Genomic DNA, 15,773 nt, shown 5'->3' with positions numbered 1-15,773 from the left:
ACAACCGCGATGTTGTCTCATGCGCCCTCGCGGGGTCAACCAGGGCAAATCCGCCCGGTCGCGCGTAAGCTCGGAGATCGACTGAGGAAGTGCGGGTGGAACGAGCGGTGCTCTCAGGTCCGTCGAGGCTCACGACGGAGATGGATTTCATGAAAATGCGTATGATTACGGTGATTTGTTCGATCGGGATGACGGCCGCGGCTTGTCCGAGCGCGCCCGAGAGCGACGACGAGCTCGAGTACCGCGACACGGCGTGCCCCAACTGCGGGGGGAACGGCTCGAATTCGGCCAACGCCAACGGCTATCCGATCGACCAGCTCAACCTGTACGGGTGGCCCAACGACGCGGGCGTCACGGTGACGGGGATCAAGAGCCCGGTCGGCACCACGTACGCGCTGCGCACCGCGGGACAGGAGCTGGCGGCGTGGGACACCGCGACCGACACGTTCGTGGCCGTGGGCGAGGACCTCGTCGGCTGGACGATCAAGCTGCACGAGGAGAAGGCGGGGACGATCGACATCGAGGTCGTCGACCACGACATGCTCGAGTCGTGGGCGACGGACGGCCCCGACGTGTCGGCCTACGTGCTCGCGTACCACAACCCGGACAATCCCGGCGAGCTGTACTCGATCTGCCCGGACCCGGAGGAGGACGGGGACGACGTGATCAAGGCGACCATCGTCCGCGGCGAGCTGTACGACGACGAGACGAAGGACATCACCGTGAACGGCGAGTGGATCACGATCGCCTGCGAGGAGAACGCGGTGTTCAAGATGAAGCTGCTCGGCTACAGCCCCGACCTGGACTTCCCCGGGCTGACCGACCCCGCGCCGCTGGAGAACCGCCAGGCGACGATCCGCATGATCACCGCCGATTACTGCGGCGGCGGCCACTCGTTCACCCTCACCGGCACCCACGTCGGCTGGGAGAACGACGCGGGGACGGTGACGTCGGCGTACGGGTCGGCGTGGGCGGACGTCGAGGCGCTGTGGAACGAAGACGGCGCGATCTGCCTCAGCAACCCGCGATACACGACGCTGGGCGTGGTCCAGAACCTGTGCAACCTGCCGCTCTGCACGCCGCAGATGGCGGCGACGGTGCCCCACGAGTGGACGACCTACAAGGCGCCCTGAACTGTCCGAAAGTACAGGCACGGCGGCGAGCGCGACGGCGAAGAGGAGGCGGAGTCGTGAACATGCGTATGCTTACGGTTGTTTGTTCGCTCGGGGTGATGGCGATCGGCGGGGCTTGTGCCGGCGAGGAGGACGGCGAGCCGGAGTTCCGCGACACCGGCTGCCCCAACTGCGGGGGGAACGGCTCGAATTCGGCGCACGCCAACCTGTACCCGATCGACACGCTCAACCTGCTCGGCGAGCCCAACGAGGCCGGTGTCCGGGTGCTCGGGGTCGAGGACCCGCTCGGCACCCTGTACGCGCTGCGCACGGTGGGCGACGAGCTGGCGGCGTGGGACCTCATGGCCGACACGCCGCTGGCCGTGGGCGACGAGCTGGTCGGGTGGACGATCAAGCTGTACATCGCCGAGCCCGCCGAGGAGCTCGACATCGAGATCCTCAAGCGCGAGGGCGAGCTCGATTCGTATGTCGAAGCGGCCCCGCCGATCTCCGGCTACGCCCTCGCCTACCACCATTCGGCCAATTACACCGAGCTCTACTCGGTGTGCCCGGACTTCCAGGACGACGGCCCGGACGTGGTCGCCACGACCATCATCCGCGGCGAGCTCTACGAGGAGGGCAGCAAGCAGGTCACGGTGAGCCCGGACTGGATCACGATCGCCTGCCGCGGCAACGCGGTCTTCAAGATGAAGCAGATGGGCTACGGCCCCAATCAGAACTTCCCGGGGCAGAGCGCGCCGGCGTCGCCGCGCCAGCGCCAGGCGACGATCCGCATGATCACCGCCGACTACTGCGGCGACGGCACCTCGTTCACGGCCGACGGCACGGCGCTCGACTGGCAGAACCTGGCGGAGACGCTGGCCCCCCACGAACCGCCTTCGTGGTCCGACGTCGAGGCGCTGTGGGACGAGGACGGCGCGCTCTGCCTGAGCAACCCGCGGCTGGCGACGCTCGCCGATGTGGCGGCCCATTGCACCCTGCCGGCCTGCACGGCGGAGATGCAGGCGACGGCGCACGAGTGGACGACCTGGCGCGTGCCCGGAGATGTCTGAAAGTGCAGGTCGGATCGTGAGCGCCCACGTCGACATCACCCGCACCGGCGAGCGCCGCAGCCCGGCGACGCCGTCGCCCGGCGGGGCGCCGTCGCCGATCGCCGATACCGAGGCCTCGAACCGCACGGCGCAGGCCAGCGACGCGGGGATGCAGCGCGCGGTGCCGACGTCGGGCCGCGTCGGCCGCTATGTGGTGATCGACCGGCTCGGCGCCGGCGGCATGGGGGTGGTGCTGGCGGCCTACGACCCGGAGCTCGACCGCCGCGTCGCGCTCAAGCTGCTGGCCGCCGGGCCCGAGTCCAGCGTCCGCCTGCTGCGCGAGGCCCAGGCGCTCGCCCGGCTGTCACACCCGAACGTGGTGCAGATCCACGACGTCGGCGTGCACGAGGGGCAGGTGTTCCTGGCGATGGAGCTGGTCGCGGGCCAGACGCTGCGCGCGTGGCTGGAGGCCGGGCCGCGGCCGTGGCGGACGATCGTGCGGGTGTTCGTCGAGGCCGGGCGCGGGCTGGCGGCGGCGCACGCGGCGGGGATCGTGCACCGCGACTTCAAGCCCGACAACGTGCTGATCGGCGGCGACGGGCGGGCGCGGGTCGCCGACTTCGGGCTGGCGCGGCAGCTCGGCGGCGAAGAGGCTGCGGCAGCGAAGGACCCGGCGGCGACGGCACCCGGCGCGTTCGCGGTGCCGCTGACGCAGAGCGGGGCGCTGCTCGGGACGCCGGCGTACATGTCGCCGGAGCAGTTCGAGGGCGGCCGCGCCGACGCGCGCAGCGACCTGTTCGCGTTCTGCGTGGCGCTGTACGAGGCGCTCTACGGCCGCCGCCCGTTCCGCGCCGACGACCTGGGGACGCTGCTCGCCGACATGCGCGCGGGCAAAGTCGCCGAGCCGCCGGCGGCGAGCCCGGTGCCGCGGGCGATGTTCGAGCAGCTGCGGCGCGGCCTGGCCTACGCGCCGGCGGACCGGCCGGCGAGCGTCGAGCGGCTGCTCGCCGACCTCACGCACGACCGCGGGGCGCGGCGCCGGCGGTGGCTGCTCGCGGGGGCCTGGTCGCGCTCGGCGGGGGCGCGGCCGCGGCGGCGCTGACGTGGGTGGCGCCGACCGGCGAGGCGGCCTGCAGCGGCGCGGAGGCAGGGCTGACCGAGCTGTGGAACGACGAGGTCGAGGCGGGGCTGGCGAGCTCGCTGGCCGAGGTCGTGCGCGCGCCGGGGCAGCGCGCGCGGGTGAGCGAGGGGCTGCAGCGCTACGCCGACGCGTGGTCGGACGCGCGCCGCGAGGCCTGCCTCGACCACCGCCGCGGCGACGATTCGGAGGCGGTCCACGAGCTCCGCCGCCGCTGCCTCGACCGCCGCCGCAGCGCCTTCGAGGGGGCCGTGCGGTTGGCCCGCGCCGCCCGGCCCGGCGACGACGTCGTCCGCGCGGTGGCCGGCTTGCCGGCGATCGCCGACTGCGCCAGGGTGGATGCGCTGCTGGCCGCGCCCGCCCGCGACCCGAAGCGCGCGCGCGAGGCGGCGGCGGTCGAGCAGCGCCTCGACGGCGCGCGCACGCTCGCCGACGCCGGTCGCCTCGACGACGCGGCGCGCGAGATCGCCGGGGCGCAGGCCGACGCCGAGGCGCTCGCGGCGCGCGGGCTAATCGGGCAGGCGCGCCTGGCCGCGGCGCGGGTGGCCATGGTCCGCAGCGCCTGGCCCGAGGCCGTGAGCGCGCTGCGGCTCGCCCTCGCCGACGCGCTGGCGGCCGGCGACGAGCCGACGGCCGCCGAGGTGGTCGCCCGCCTCGTCTACGCGCGGGCGCAGACCGGTGACGAGCGGCCGGAGGTGATCCTCGCCGACGTGCCGGTGGCGCAGGTGCTGGTCGATCGCCAGGGCCCGCACGCGTTCGCCCGCCGCCGTCTGTTGGCCAACCTCGCCTACGTGCACGTGGCGGCCGGCGACCTGGCGACGGCGCGGGCGACCATCGCCGAGGCGACCGCCGATCTCGCGTCGGTGGTCGACGCCGACCCGTTCGAGTCGGCCAACTTCCTGCGCGGGTCCGCGGTCCTCGCCGACGATCCGGCGCGCCGGCGCGACGGGTTCACGCGGGCCGAGGCGATCCTCCGCGAGCTGCTCGGCGAGGACCACCCCGACCTGCTCGGCCTCCGCCTGTACCGCGGCCGCACCGCGCTCGACTTGACGGAGGCCGACGCGCAGCTCGCCGACGCCTGCGCCGGCTACGCCCGCGTGTTCGCCCCGAGCGCGCGGCTCGGCCCGTCGTGCGCCGATTGTGGCCTCCTGCGCGGCGGCATCGCCCGCGAGCGCGGCGACGTCGCCGCCGCCCTGGCGCGCTACGCCGAGGCGGAGACCTGCGACGCCGGGGCGCCGCAGGCCGAGATCGACCGGGCCGACCTCGCGGCGCGCCGGCAGCTCGCGCGGGCCCACGTCGCGCTGCTCGGCGGCGAGTTCGCGCCGGCGATCGCGGCCGGCGAGCGAGCCTCCGCATTGTGGGCGCCGTACGCCACCGCCGAGCGGCCCTGGCTCGAGCTGCAGCGCGCCGAGGCCTGGCTGGTGAAGGGCGAGGCGGAGCTCGGCCGCGGCGACCGGGAGGCCGCGCGGGCGCTGCTGGGCCGCGCGCACGAGGTGTTCGCGCGCCTGGCGGAGCGGCAGATCGACGCGCTGCCGCGGTTTCATCGCGCGCGGGCGGCCGCGCTGCTGGCCGAGCTCGAGTGGGCCGACCCGGCCGGCCGGGCTCGCGCGCGCGAGCTGGCGAGCGAGGCGCGGGCGTTCCACGCCGGCCGCGGCGAGGCCGGTGCGGCCCGCGTCGCCGCCCTCGACGCGTGGCTGGCCGCGCACGCGCCGTGAGGCTCGAACCGCGATTGCGAATATGTCCGGAGGGACATGTATGATAAATTGAATCGCACGAGACGCGAATCAGCGCAGGGTGATTCGCGTCTCGTGCGCGGTCCGGGTCGACCGGACGGGGGCTCAATTGGTCTTGCGGATGATGAGGATCGGGTCGAGCACGATCCGCTTGCCGAACCGCGGCTCGGCGTCGATCGTGACCTCGATGCGCCACGAGTAGTCGGTGGTCAGCGTGGCCGGGAACGTGGCGGTGTACACCCCGGCGCTGCCGGTGAACGAGACCGACGGCGCGCTGCCGATCGGGATGGCGGTGACGCCGGTGACCTCGGGGGCGCCGTTCGACGAGTCGACGGTGCACTGGACCGAGCTGGCGGTGGTGGTGGCGGTCACCTCGTCGCGCGGGTTCATCTGCGGCGGCGACGCGGCCGCGGCGTCGGACTCGAGCAAGAGCACATAGCCGGAGCTGTCGGTCGCCTCGGTGAAGAGCACGGGAATCGTCGATGTGTAGTTCGCCATCGCGGCGGGACTCTATAGCAAGTGCGCGGGGCCGGGCTACCGCGCGGCGTCCACGGCGTGCCCGCCGGGGGCGCAAGACCATTCGCGTGATACCGCCCTCGCGAGGCCCTTGTCACGCCGCGGGCCCCGTGTTACCGGCTCTCTGCAGGAGAATCGCACGCTTCGAGGCGGTGACGTGGAGGACACCACCCGCGAGAGCAAGCCGCTCGTCGACCGCGACACGGTCGACGTCGAGGCGCCGTCGCTCGTCGAGCCGCCGCCCGAGGAGGACGAGCCGCGGACGATCGGCCGCTACCGCGTGATCGGCCGGATCGGCGCCGGCGGCATGGGGACGGTCTATGCCGCGCACGACCCGATGCTCGGGCGCGAGGTGGCGATCAAGCTGGCGCGCGTCGACGGGCCGGGGTCGTTCGAGAGCCGGCTGTTGCGCGAGGCCAGGCTGCTGGCGCAGGTCCGTCACCCCAACGTGGTGGAGATCCACGAGATCGGGAAATTCCGCGGCCAGATCTTCATCGTGATGGCGCGGATCCACGGGCAGACGTTGCGCGCGTGGCAGCGCGAGCAGCCGCGGCCGTGGCGGGAGACGGTCGCCAAGTACGTGGCCGCGGCCCGCGGGCTGCAGGCGGCCCACGCGGCCGGCCTGGTCCACCGCGACTTCAAGGCCGACAACGTGCTGGTCGGCGACGACGGCCGCGTGTACGTGGTCGACTTCGGCCTGGCCCGCCCGACCGGCGTCGCCGTCGACGTCGCCGGCGAGGCGCCGCCGGCCGCCACGCCGATCGCCTCGCCGTCGCTCGATTCGCCGCTGACGCGGACCGGGGCGGTGGTCGGCACGCCCGCTTACATGGCGCCGGAGCAGCGCGCCGGTCGACCGCCCGACGTCCGCAGCGACATCTACAGCTTCTGCGTGTCGCTGTACGAGGCGCTGCACGGGCAGCGCCCGGAGTACCGCAGCGACCCGACGGCGACGCGGCCGCGCCGGCGCGAGGTGCCGCGGCGGATCGACCGGGCCCTGGCGCGCGGGTTGGCGCCGGCGGCCTCGCAGCGCTACGCGACGTTCGAGCCGCTGGTCGCCGCGCTCGAGCGCGACCCGGCGCGCTGGTGGCGGGGCGTGGCGGTGGCGGTGGTGCTGCTGGTGACGGGCGGGTTCGCCGGCCTGATGGCGTCCGAGGGCGAGGGGCCGCGGGCGGCCTCGTGCGCGGCGGCGACGCGGGGCATCGACGGCGCGTGGGGGGCTCCGCAGCGCGAGGCGCTGGCCGCCAGCTTCGCCGCGCCCGGCGAGTACGCGCGCGCGCTCGGCCGGCGCGTCACGGCGGCGCTCGACGAGTACGCCGACGCGTGGCGAGCCGCGCGCCTGCGGGCCTGCGAGGCGACGGCCGAGCTGTCCGCGGACACGGCGGCGCGGGTCCACCGGCAGGTCGCGTGCCTGGAGCGCGCGGCCCAGGCGCTCGGCCGCGCGGCCGAGCTGCTGGCGTTCGCCGGCGGCGCGGACGCGGAGCAGGCGATGGGCGTGGTCGAGGCGTTGCCGGCGATCGACGGCTGTCGCACCGCGGGTGATTTCGAAGACATGTCCGAGGAGACAGGTCTCGTCGACGCCCTGCGGCGGGCGCTGATCGCCGCTCGGGCCCAGGCGGCCGCCGGCGAGCGGCGCGAGGCGCTGCGGCTGGCGGAGCAGGTGCGGGCGCGGGCGCAGGCGGTCGGCGACCCGGGGCTTTTGGCCGACGCGTCGTTGACGGTCGGGCGCATGCGGGCCGAGGACGGCGAGATCGCGGCGGCCGAGAGCGACCTGCTCGCGGCGATCGACGTCGCCGAGGCGCACGGGCTCGACGACACCACGGCGAGCGGATGGGTCGCGCTGGCCACGGTGGCGGCGCGCCTGCACGTCGACCCCGAGCGCCTGCGCGAGCGGGCCCGCCGGGCCCAGGCGCTGCTCGACCGGATCGGCGACAGCGGGCCGCGCCGGGCCACCCTGCTCAACGCGCTCGGGGTCGCGGCCGTGGCCGAGGGGCGCCCCGCCGAGGCGGTCCGGCTCCACCGCGAGGCCCACGAGCGGCTGCGCTTCAGCGGCGGCCCGCTGCTCGAGTCGATCCGCACGCTGCAGAGCCTGGCCAACGCGCTCGGCGCCCTCGGCCGCCACGACGAGGCGCTGGCGCGCTTCGCCGAGGCGCAGCAGCTGTGCGCGCAGCACCTGTCGCCGCGGCACCCGCAGCGGGCCCGCGTGGCCCACGACCTCGGGGCGTTGCTGCTACAGACCGATCCGGCGCGGGCGCGCGAGCTGCTCGACGAGGCGCTGGCGATCTGGACCGACACCTACGGCTCGGTCTGCGTCGAGTGCGGGCGGGCCCACTCGTCGCTGATGGGCCAGGCGAGCGCGGCGGGCGAGCTCGGTCGCGCCGAGCACCACGCCCGCCGGGCGCTGGCGATCTACCGCCAGGTGCTGCCGGCCGACCACCCCGATCTGGCCGCCGCGCTGGTCAACCTCGGGGCGGTGCTCCACTGGCGGGGCGACTTCGCCGGGGCGGTGCCGGCCTACGGCGAGGCGCTGCGGCTGCAGGAGCGGATCTTGCCCGAAGGACACCTGCACCGCGCGATCACCGAGGGCAACCTCGGCGAGAGCTTGGTGGCGCTGCAGCGCCACGCCGAGGCGCTGCAGCGGTTCGCGTCCGCCGAGCCGGTCGCCCGCGCCGCCGGCCAGCCCGGCGAGGAGCTGCTGCTGCTGCTCCTGCGCAACAAGGCGAAGGCGCTGCAGGGCACCGGCGAGGTCGCGGCCGCCAGAGTCGCGCTCGAGCAGGCGCGCGCGCTGCTGAAGCGCGACCCGGGGCGCGCGCAGGAGTACGCCGAGGTCGAGCAGGCGCTGGCGCAGCTCGGGCCGCAGTTCCGCGCGGGGTAGATGTGCCTTCAGATGTCCTGGAAGACATGGTTTGAGGGATATGGGACGCACGACGAAAGGGCGCCCGGGCGAATCATAATATGTCCTTGAGGACATGTGATGAATGGAGCACGACGGGCCCTCGGTGCTGTCCAGGCCAGGTCATTCATTCATGAAATGTCCTTTCGGACATTTTTTCAGAAGGAGACGCCGGCGCGGCTCAGGGCTCGCTGTAGCCGAGCACGCGGGCGCGGAGCTGGCCGCGGGCGGGCTCGGTCTGCAGGGTCGAGGCGCCGGCGCGGCTCGAGCGGCGGGGCACCTCGGGCAGGGTGAGCTCGGTGCGTTCGACCGGCGCGCCGTCGCGGACCAGGGTGACCTCGACGTGGACGTCGACGACGGTGCGGTCGCCGTGGTTGGTGACGGTCACCGGGACCACGAAGTGCGGCGGCTCGACGTCCTCGGAGCGCGAGGCGTCGCCGATCGTGATCCCGAGCCGCGCCGGTCGGTCCTCGTGGCGCACCGCCTGGACGATCAGGTAGCCGACGATCCCGAGCACCAGCGCGAGGCCGACGGCGAACACGGTCCATTCGAGCCAATTTTTGCGGATGGTCATCGCGCTTGGAGGAGCAGGCGCCCGGCGGACGCGCCGATGGCGGTGGGGAGGCCGAGGACGATCACCTGCGCGAGGCAGGCGCGCAGGTCGCAGCCGGCGAAGCGGTCGAAGAACCACAGCAGCGCGACCGAGGCGACGATGGCGGCGACGTAGCTGGCGAGCGAGCCGCTGAGCACGGCGACCCGCGCCCTGCCGCCGGGGCGGGAGGTGTTGACGAAGTCGCTGAAGTGGAGGACGAGCGCGCCGACGGCCAGGGTGACGCCGGTGAGGCCGAGCAGGGCCCATTCGGGCAGCGTGCCGCCGATCTCGGGGATCTCCTCGGTCGGGGCGATGTTGGCGGCGACCAGCACGGCGCCGCACAGCGACAGCGCCATCTGCCCGACGAAGCTCAGGTCGCCGCGCTCGCCGGCCATGCCGCTGTCTTCGTCGTCGCCGCCGCCGAGCTGGGCGGTGCCGACCGACACGCCGATCGCCACCGCCAGCCCGCCGACCAGCACCTTGCCGAGGATCTCCGGCCCCGCCATGTCGGCGCCGATCCGCCCCAGCAGGACCAGCAGCGCGGCCGAGAGCAGCAGCCCGAGGCCGAGCTCCTCGACCGAGTCGAGCACGACCTCGAGCGGGCTCGCGTCCTGTCGCAGCCCGACGTAGCGGTTGTAGCCGAGCAGCAGCACGAACACGCCGCCCAGGCCGAGCAGCAAGCGCTCGGGCGGGAGCAGCTCGCCGGCGCGCCAGATCTCCCCCGTGTACAGCAGCGGCAGGCTGAACAGCAGGCCGCCGGCGATCCCGCGCCCGTACTCCTGCAGCGACTGCGCGACCGGGTGCCCGCGCCTGCGAGCGCTCGCGCGCGAGCGCGGGGGCTCGAGGTCGTCGGTCGGCGCGGCGGTCATGCCTGGCCCCTTCTAACACGTCGGCGCCGCGCGCGAGCGCGGGTGACCCGCGGCCGGCGCGGAGTTCGAGCTCCGGCCTCGGTCCGAACTCGCGTGGGCGCGCCAGCGCGCGGCGTCGGCGCTGCGATCGCGGCCGACGACTCATCGCATTGGCGTCCGGCCAATGCACGCACCCGGGCCGTCAGCGCGGCGCCGCGTCCGCGCCCGGCTTGCGCAGGCGCAGCACGTAATTCTCGGTCAGCTCCGCGACCGCCTCCTCACGCACGAGCTCGAAGCCGTCGGCGAGCAGCTCGGCGAGGAACACCTCCTTGCCGGCGCGGACGTGGTCGAGCATCGCCTGGCTGGTCTTGCCGGGGATCCGCTCGAGCTCGACGAGCACCAGCTCGCCGCCCGGGCGCAGGGCGGCGCGCAGCGATCGCATCATGCTGCGCGGGTACTCGAAGTGATGATAGGCGTCGCACATGAACACGAGGTCGACCGAGTCGGGCGGCAGCGGGGTGCCGTCCTCGGGCGTCACCAGCGTCTCGACGTTGCCGAGCCCCGCCGCGCGCGCGTCGGCGGCGATGCCGGCGAGCAGGCCGCGGTTGATGTCGAGCGCGTAGACCTTGCCGCCCGGGCCGACCGCGCGCGCCAGCAGCAAGGTGAGGAAGCCCGAGCCGGCGCCGACGTCGGCGACGACGGCCCCGGGCCGGGCGGCGACGACCTCGACCACGCGCTCGCGCTGGACCCAGATCTCCCGCGACTCGGACTCGAGCCGCCGCACCAGCCGCCGGGTGTCGCGCCCGCGCCAGTCGTCGTTGATGCCCGGCTTGACGCTGACCTCGAGCGCGCTCGCGGTCGCGACGGCGTCGCTGCCCGCGGGCGCAGCGACCGGGGCGGCGGCCGTCGCGGGCTGCGGAGCGCCGGCGCGGGCGACGGGGGCGGCGCAGGCGCACAGCAGGAGCAGCGGGAGGGCGGGGGCGAGGCGCACGGCGGCAGTCTACAACGCCAGCGCGGGCGAGGGAATGGCCGCGCGCGAGGCCGCGAGTCGGGGATGATCTGGCTTTCGAGGCATGTCCGTTCAGACAGGCAAGGTCGACGACGCCAGGGTCGGGCGAGGGAAGGGCCGTGCGGGGGGTCGTGGGTCCCGGATGATATGGTTTTTGGGGCATGTCCGTCCGGACATGAAGAAAGAGACCCCGACGAGCGCCGTGGGTGACGTGTCCTCACGGTCATGTCAAGAAAGACGGGGTACGAGCGGGCCGTGGCCTGGATGTCGCATCCAACATGTCTGATAGGACAGTACACCGCGCAGGAGCCGAGCCGCATCCGCACGGCATTCGTGCCGCTCCAGCCGATCGCCGTGCTCGGCCGCGCGCGAGTGTCCGGAGGCCGCGGCGCGCCGCGCCGAGGCGGGCGAGGGCCCAGGCCAGCGGGCGCGGGGCTTCGGGCAGGCCGCAAGCGCGGCGCACCGGCGGATCGAGCAGGGCATACAGGGCGAGCGGCCGACGGCGGTCCACTGCGGGAGGAGCCGCAGCATCGCCGCCAGCGCGCCCTGGGCGACGACGCGGTTGGACTCGGCGGGGTGGCGGTGCCTCGCCTCGTAAATTCGGGCCAGCTCGACCATCGCCGCGAAGCTGTCGGGGATCTCGCAAATGCCCATACGCCGGCCGACACCGCCTCAGAACCGGCACGCGGCCTCGCGCTCGGCGGGGAGCAGGGGGCGCCGGCCGTAGCGCTCGATCACCCGCGCCGGCTCGGTGACGAAGGTGGTGAGGACGTACAACATGTCGTCGTTGGCGAGGCGGTGGCGGGCGTGCGCGGCGTTGATGCGCGCGAGCGCGGCGGCGCCACACGGGCCGTCGGGGCCGTCTTCCACCAGGACGCTGAGCAGGTCGGCGGTGCGCCCCAGGCGGCTCGTCGGCGTGTGCGTCCACCGGCCGGTGCCGGCGAGGAGCGCCGAGAGCTGCGGGATCGCAACACCCGGAACAGGGCGAGCGCCGCGCCCAGGCGGACCTCCGCGGCAAACTCGCGGAAGAAGACCCGACGTATGATCGCCAGGTGATCGCGCGCGTCGTCGATCCGCGGCGCGCGCGGGCGGCGGGTCAACAAGTCGAGGAGGTCGCTCGGCCACGGACGGGCCCCGCAGGCGCGCGCGACGAGGGCGGCGAGCGATCGTCCCCCGGGTGCGCGGCGGGGGGCAGCCAACCCGAGTTGCACGCGTCATGCCACGCGAGCTTCCGGCGCCGGCGCGGCTCGTCGGGCTGGCTGCGTCGCGGCTCAGCGGAAACTGCCGGCAGAGCCGGCCGGGCCACTGCGGACCTGCGGTGAGCGAGAGCGGCTGGGCTGCGATGCCGCGATTCTCGAGAGCGGCCGGGTGCTCGCTTCAACTGCGGACGAGTTCGGCGTCGCAGCCGGCAAGGCGGGCACGGCTTCTCACCGCTCGTAGCAAGCCCGCCGCCGGCGCCGGGGCGGAGTGGCTCGGGGGCCAGGTCGTCGCGCCCCGTGGGCATGCCCAAGGACATGCCCATGGGAGCCCCACACCTGGCGAGCCTCGTCGCGGAGGGGTCGCGGCAGCCTCACGCGTGGCGGGTTGCGACATGTCCCCAAGGACATGCCACGGGGACCCCACCCCGGCAAGCGCCGGACGCCGGCGAGGTCGCGGGAGCCTCACGCGGGGCGCGTCATGTCCCGGAGGACAGGCCCATAGGTGCGCCCCGCCCCGGCGAGCGCCGTCGCCGGGCTCTGGGCGAGCAGATGCAGGCGCGGGCCGCCAGCGCGTCGGCCGTAGCGGGGGCGGCCGGCGCGGCGGACCTGCAGGCCGATCTCGTCGCGCAGACGCATTATGTACATGGTCATGAAGCCATGCTCCAAAGGTCATGCTAATCGCAGCCGGCGGTACAGCTCGGCAACCACCGCGTCGACGAACTCGGCGTGGAGGTCGAGCGCCGAGCCGGCGGGGAACAGCGCGGCGACCTCAGCGTGGACCGCCCGCCGCGCGGCCTCCATCGCCGCCGCGCAGGCGCGCGCCGCCGGGCCCGCCAGCAGCAGCTCGCGGATCGCGTCGAGGCTGCCGGGCAGCTCGGCGCGCAGGCGCTGCAGCTCGGCCTGCTCGGCCGCGCGGGCGCGGGCGGCGAAGCAGGCCAGCGGGAAGCTCGGGGCGTCGCGCTCGCGGTCGCACCTGCGCGGCCCCACGAACAGGTCGTGGAGGTCGTCGTCGATCTGGCGGATCTCCGCTGTCGCCTCGCCGATCCGGCAATACGCCGCGACGCGCTCGGGCTCGCAGCCGGCGGCGACCGCCGCCAGTTCGGCCGACAGCGCGAACCCGGACGACTTGTCGGCGTTGTGGGCGCGGACACTGGCCTCGCCGCCGGTGATCGTGCCCCCGAGCTCGCGGTGCCGGGCCGCCACGGCCCGCAGCGAGTGACGTCGCAGCGACAGCCGCGCGGCCTCGGCCCTACCGGCCGGGACCGCCGCGGCGAGGGTGTCGAGCGCGACCATGGTCAGCGCGAGCGCGGCGTTGTCGGCGACGCGCGCGCGCCGGGGGCCCCCCGGAGCAGCGAGGTCGTGTTCCGAGCCGTCGTCGAACAGCCGGAGGGCCCTATGATAAAGGGTGCAGCCGGCCGCGAGGTCGACGTTCGCCTTGCCGCACTCGCACAGCCCAACGAGCAGCGGCAGGGCCGCGGGATCGGCCATCAGGCTGACCTCGCCGGCCCGCGCCCGGGCGAAGAACGCAAGGAGCAGCTCGCTCTGGGCCGGATCGAGCAGCGGGTCCCGGACGACCTCGTCGCACTTGCGGTGAACGGCGGCGACGGCGCTGGCGAGCGTCTCATGCATGGCGAACTCATCCGCAGGGCTGAATCTCAAGGCGGGGATCATGCGAATCACGGGATCGTGCGATAGCGTGATTGATCATCGTGCGATCGTAAGACAGCGTGATCATGCGATGTCGGAATAGCAGGACAGCCAGCCGAGCTGGGGTCCCGACCGCAGACAGGCGAGCGTCACCCCTGGCAGGCAGGCTCGCGGAGCTCGCGGTGGCCGGGCCGGCGACGCCGTCGGACACGCACGTCATTTCGCCGGGAGTACGAAATAACTGAGGATCGCCTCGCCCGGGTCGGAGATCTGGACGGGCGGGCCGATCTCAGGCGACAGCTTCACCATGTAGAGCGGGCCGTAATGACCGTCAGAGCTCGCGCCCCCGAAGAAGACCAGGGTGCCGTCGGCCGAGAACCGTCCGCCGTTGTTGCCGTCGATGCCGTCGGGCAACGCGCTCGAGAGGTTGACGGGCGGGAGCGGCACCTCGCCGTCGAAGTTGACGAGGAACACGTCGTGGCGATCGGGCCCATCGGCCTCCGTCCGGCGACCGTACAGCACGCGCGTGCCGTCGCTCGTGGCGTCGCACAGGTAGCCCGGCACCGACTCGCCCGCGGCCAGCGGCCCGTTGAGCTTGTGGGCCTCGCCGGGCGGATCGAGGCTGGCCCGGTACAGGTCGTCCGCGCCGTCCTCGGTCTGGCGCGCGAGGTAGAGGGCGTGCGTCGGATCGGCGAGCACCATGGCGGACTCGACCGAGCCGGTCAGCGGCAGCGACCCGCTCACCTGCTGGGGCGGCGCGTCGGGGGTCTTGGTGTCGGCCATGTAGAGCCGCGTGGTCCCCGGCGCGCCGAAATCGGTGAGGTAGAGGACCCGCTTGTCGGAGATCCACTGCAGGTGCTTCCAGAAGGTATTCGACGGTGCGCCCGTGTTGAGCTGCACCATCGGTCCCGCGGACGTCCCGTCGATGCTGACGTGGAACAGGTCGCCCCAATCGCCGGAAGAGACGTGCATCACGATGTCCTTCTCATCGTCGGACCACAGAGACTTCTTCGCTTCCACCGGCGGGATCAGCTCCACCAGCGGACCGGGCGGGTCGATGCTGACGTCCCTCGCCATCAGGCGACCGTCCTCGAAGCCGAAGTACATCGTCTTCTCGTCGAGCGAGGGGGCGCTGCCGCCGTTCGCGTCGAGGGTGAACGTATGCAGCAGGACGGGGGCGTCGGGCGTCGCGAGATCGACCTGCAGCACGTCCTCGGCGTCGACGCCCTTTTCCTGGGTCCTGTACCAGATCCGTCCGCTCGCGCCCATGGCGATGATCTTGGCGGGGTAGCTGTTGCGGCCGAGCGGCGGATCGAACAGCTGAAGCGCACACTCCCCCGTGGGCCCGATTTCGCAGAAATAATAGATGTCGGCGTAGCTGCCGGGCGGGTGGGTGAGCGCGAGCAGGTACCTGTCCTGGCGCGAGAAGAAGGTGTCGCCGACCCGATCGACCTCCGGCGGCAGCGCGACCTCGTGCGAGGTCGAGGACTCCGTGTCGACCAGCCACAGGCGCGGCGCGTCGAACGGCCCCGTGAAGTACGGCTGCCAGCGGTGCTCGAGGACGAAGAGCGGGGCGTTAGCCAGGGGGGTCGGGGGGTCGAGGACCGTGACGGGCGACATCGGGACGCCGTCGACGATGTCGATCGAGCGCACGGCCGATGCGCTGTTCGGCACTCCGTCAGGGGTGTAGGGGTGGTAGAGGACGCGGGTCAGTGTCTCGGTCGGGCCGCCGGTGGTCGATTCGCCGGTGGTCGTGGTGGTCGGCTCACCGGTGGTCGACTCGCCGGTGGTCCCGGTGGCGGTCTCAGAGGTCGACGTCGTCCCGGACGTGCTCGACGGCGCCGGTTCGCTCGCGGTCTCCGCGGGCTCCTGCCCCGGACCGGGACACGCCGCCAGCGTCAGCCACAAGGTCAGCGGATAGGAGCGTCGTGCAGCGTGCGCGACCGCTGCGAGCCGGGTCGGGCGGAGCTCCGAACCGAGGTTATCTTCGTGGGTCTTCGACATGCCCGCCCTTCAGCAAGAGCTATGCCACCGCGT

Annotated in this window: 13 protein-coding genes; 5 read left to right on the top strand and 8 right to left on the bottom strand. The window is 73.7% G+C overall.

Annotated features, from left to right (window positions below):
* Positions 1–170: 170 nt before the first annotated feature.
* The 4 genes from NAEX_RS13035 (at position 171) to NAEX_RS13020 (ending at position 5,017) form a co-directional block, all read left to right on the top strand.
* Positions 171–1,133, top strand: coding sequence for an ADYC domain-containing protein (locus tag NAEX_RS13035; RefSeq protein WP_143141084.1), 963 nt, complete (start codon positions 171–173; stop codon positions 1,131–1,133).
* A gap of 62 nt (positions 1,134–1,195) precedes the next feature.
* Entirely contained in the window at positions 1,196–2,185 is a 990-nt protein-coding gene (locus NAEX_RS13030; protein WP_143141083.1) for an ADYC domain-containing protein, read from the top strand.
* Positions 2,186–2,201: 16 nt separating this feature from the next.
* The gene (locus NAEX_RS13025) at positions 2,202–3,266 is read left to right on the top strand and encodes a serine/threonine-protein kinase (RefSeq protein ID WP_170135682.1); all 1,065 of its coding nucleotides are present in this window, start codon (positions 2,202–2,204) and stop codon (positions 3,264–3,266) included.
* Positions 3,209–5,017, top strand: a complete 1,809-nt coding sequence (locus NAEX_RS13020) for a hypothetical protein (RefSeq protein WP_096327828.1) — start codon at positions 3,209–3,211, stop codon at positions 5,015–5,017. The genes NAEX_RS13025 and NAEX_RS13020 overlap by 58 nt, the downstream gene beginning before the upstream one ends.
* 123 nt (positions 5,018–5,140) lie before the next feature.
* Here the strand turns inward: NAEX_RS13020 and NAEX_RS13015 are convergent, their stop codons facing one another.
* Positions 5,141–5,533, bottom strand: coding sequence for a hypothetical protein (locus NAEX_RS13015; protein ID WP_100793315.1), 393 nt, complete (start codon positions 5,531–5,533; stop codon positions 5,141–5,143).
* 175 nt (positions 5,534–5,708) lie between these two features.
* Here NAEX_RS13015 and NAEX_RS13010 point away from each other — a divergent pair, with 175 nt between their 5' ends.
* A complete protein-coding gene (locus NAEX_RS13010; protein WP_096327826.1) occupies positions 5,709–8,423 on the top strand; it encodes a serine/threonine-protein kinase in 2,715 nt (904 codons plus the stop codon).
* Positions 8,424–8,622: 199 nt separating this feature from the next.
* On the opposite strand, the gene NAEX_RS13005 is transcribed toward NAEX_RS13010, so the two are convergent.
* The 7 genes from NAEX_RS13005 to NAEX_RS12975 all read right to left on the bottom strand — a co-directional run bounded on the left by NAEX_RS13005 (position 8,623) and on the right by NAEX_RS12975 (position 15,740).
* Positions 8,623–9,015, bottom strand: coding sequence for a hypothetical protein (locus NAEX_RS13005; protein ID WP_096327825.1), 393 nt, complete (start codon positions 9,013–9,015; stop codon positions 8,623–8,625).
* Positions 9,012–9,902, bottom strand: a complete 891-nt coding sequence (locus NAEX_RS13000; RefSeq protein WP_096327824.1) for a TIGR02587 family membrane protein — start codon at positions 9,900–9,902, stop codon at positions 9,012–9,014. Before NAEX_RS13000 ends, NAEX_RS13005 begins: the two co-directional genes overlap by 4 nt.
* Positions 9,903–10,083: 181 nt before the next feature.
* Positions 10,084–10,872 carry a class I SAM-dependent methyltransferase gene (locus NAEX_RS12995; RefSeq protein ID WP_096327823.1) on the bottom strand — a complete coding sequence of 263 codons (789 nt, stop codon included), beginning with the start codon at positions 10,870–10,872 and terminating at the stop codon, positions 10,084–10,086.
* Between the two features lie 690 nt (positions 10,873–11,562).
* Positions 11,563–11,760, bottom strand: coding sequence for a hypothetical protein (locus NAEX_RS54235; protein ID WP_338042530.1), 198 nt, complete (start codon positions 11,758–11,760; stop codon positions 11,563–11,565).
* Between the two features lie 791 nt (positions 11,761–12,551).
* Positions 12,552–12,740 carry a hypothetical protein gene (locus NAEX_RS12985; protein ID WP_143141081.1) on the bottom strand — a complete coding sequence of 63 codons (189 nt, stop codon included), beginning with the start codon at positions 12,738–12,740 and terminating at the stop codon, positions 12,552–12,554.
* A gap of 18 nt (positions 12,741–12,758) precedes the next feature.
* Complete coding sequence (locus tag NAEX_RS12980; protein WP_096327820.1) at positions 12,759–13,718, bottom strand: hypothetical protein; 960 nt, start codon at positions 13,716–13,718, stop codon at positions 12,759–12,761.
* A 234-nt stretch (positions 13,719–13,952) separates the two neighbouring features.
* Positions 13,953–15,740: a TolB-like translocation protein gene (locus NAEX_RS12975; protein WP_143141080.1), complete on the bottom strand. Its 1,788-nt coding sequence runs from the start codon at positions 15,738–15,740 to the stop codon at positions 13,953–13,955.
* Positions 15,741–15,773 lie beyond the last annotated feature (33 nt).

It is taken from the genome of Nannocystis exedens, assembly GCF_002343915.1.
Classification (GTDB): domain Bacteria; phylum Myxococcota_A; class Polyangia; order Nannocystales; family Nannocystaceae; genus Nannocystis; species Nannocystis exedens.
The sequence above is the reverse complement of the archived record's forward strand: the minus strand, read 5'-3'. Positions and strand labels throughout refer to the sequence as shown.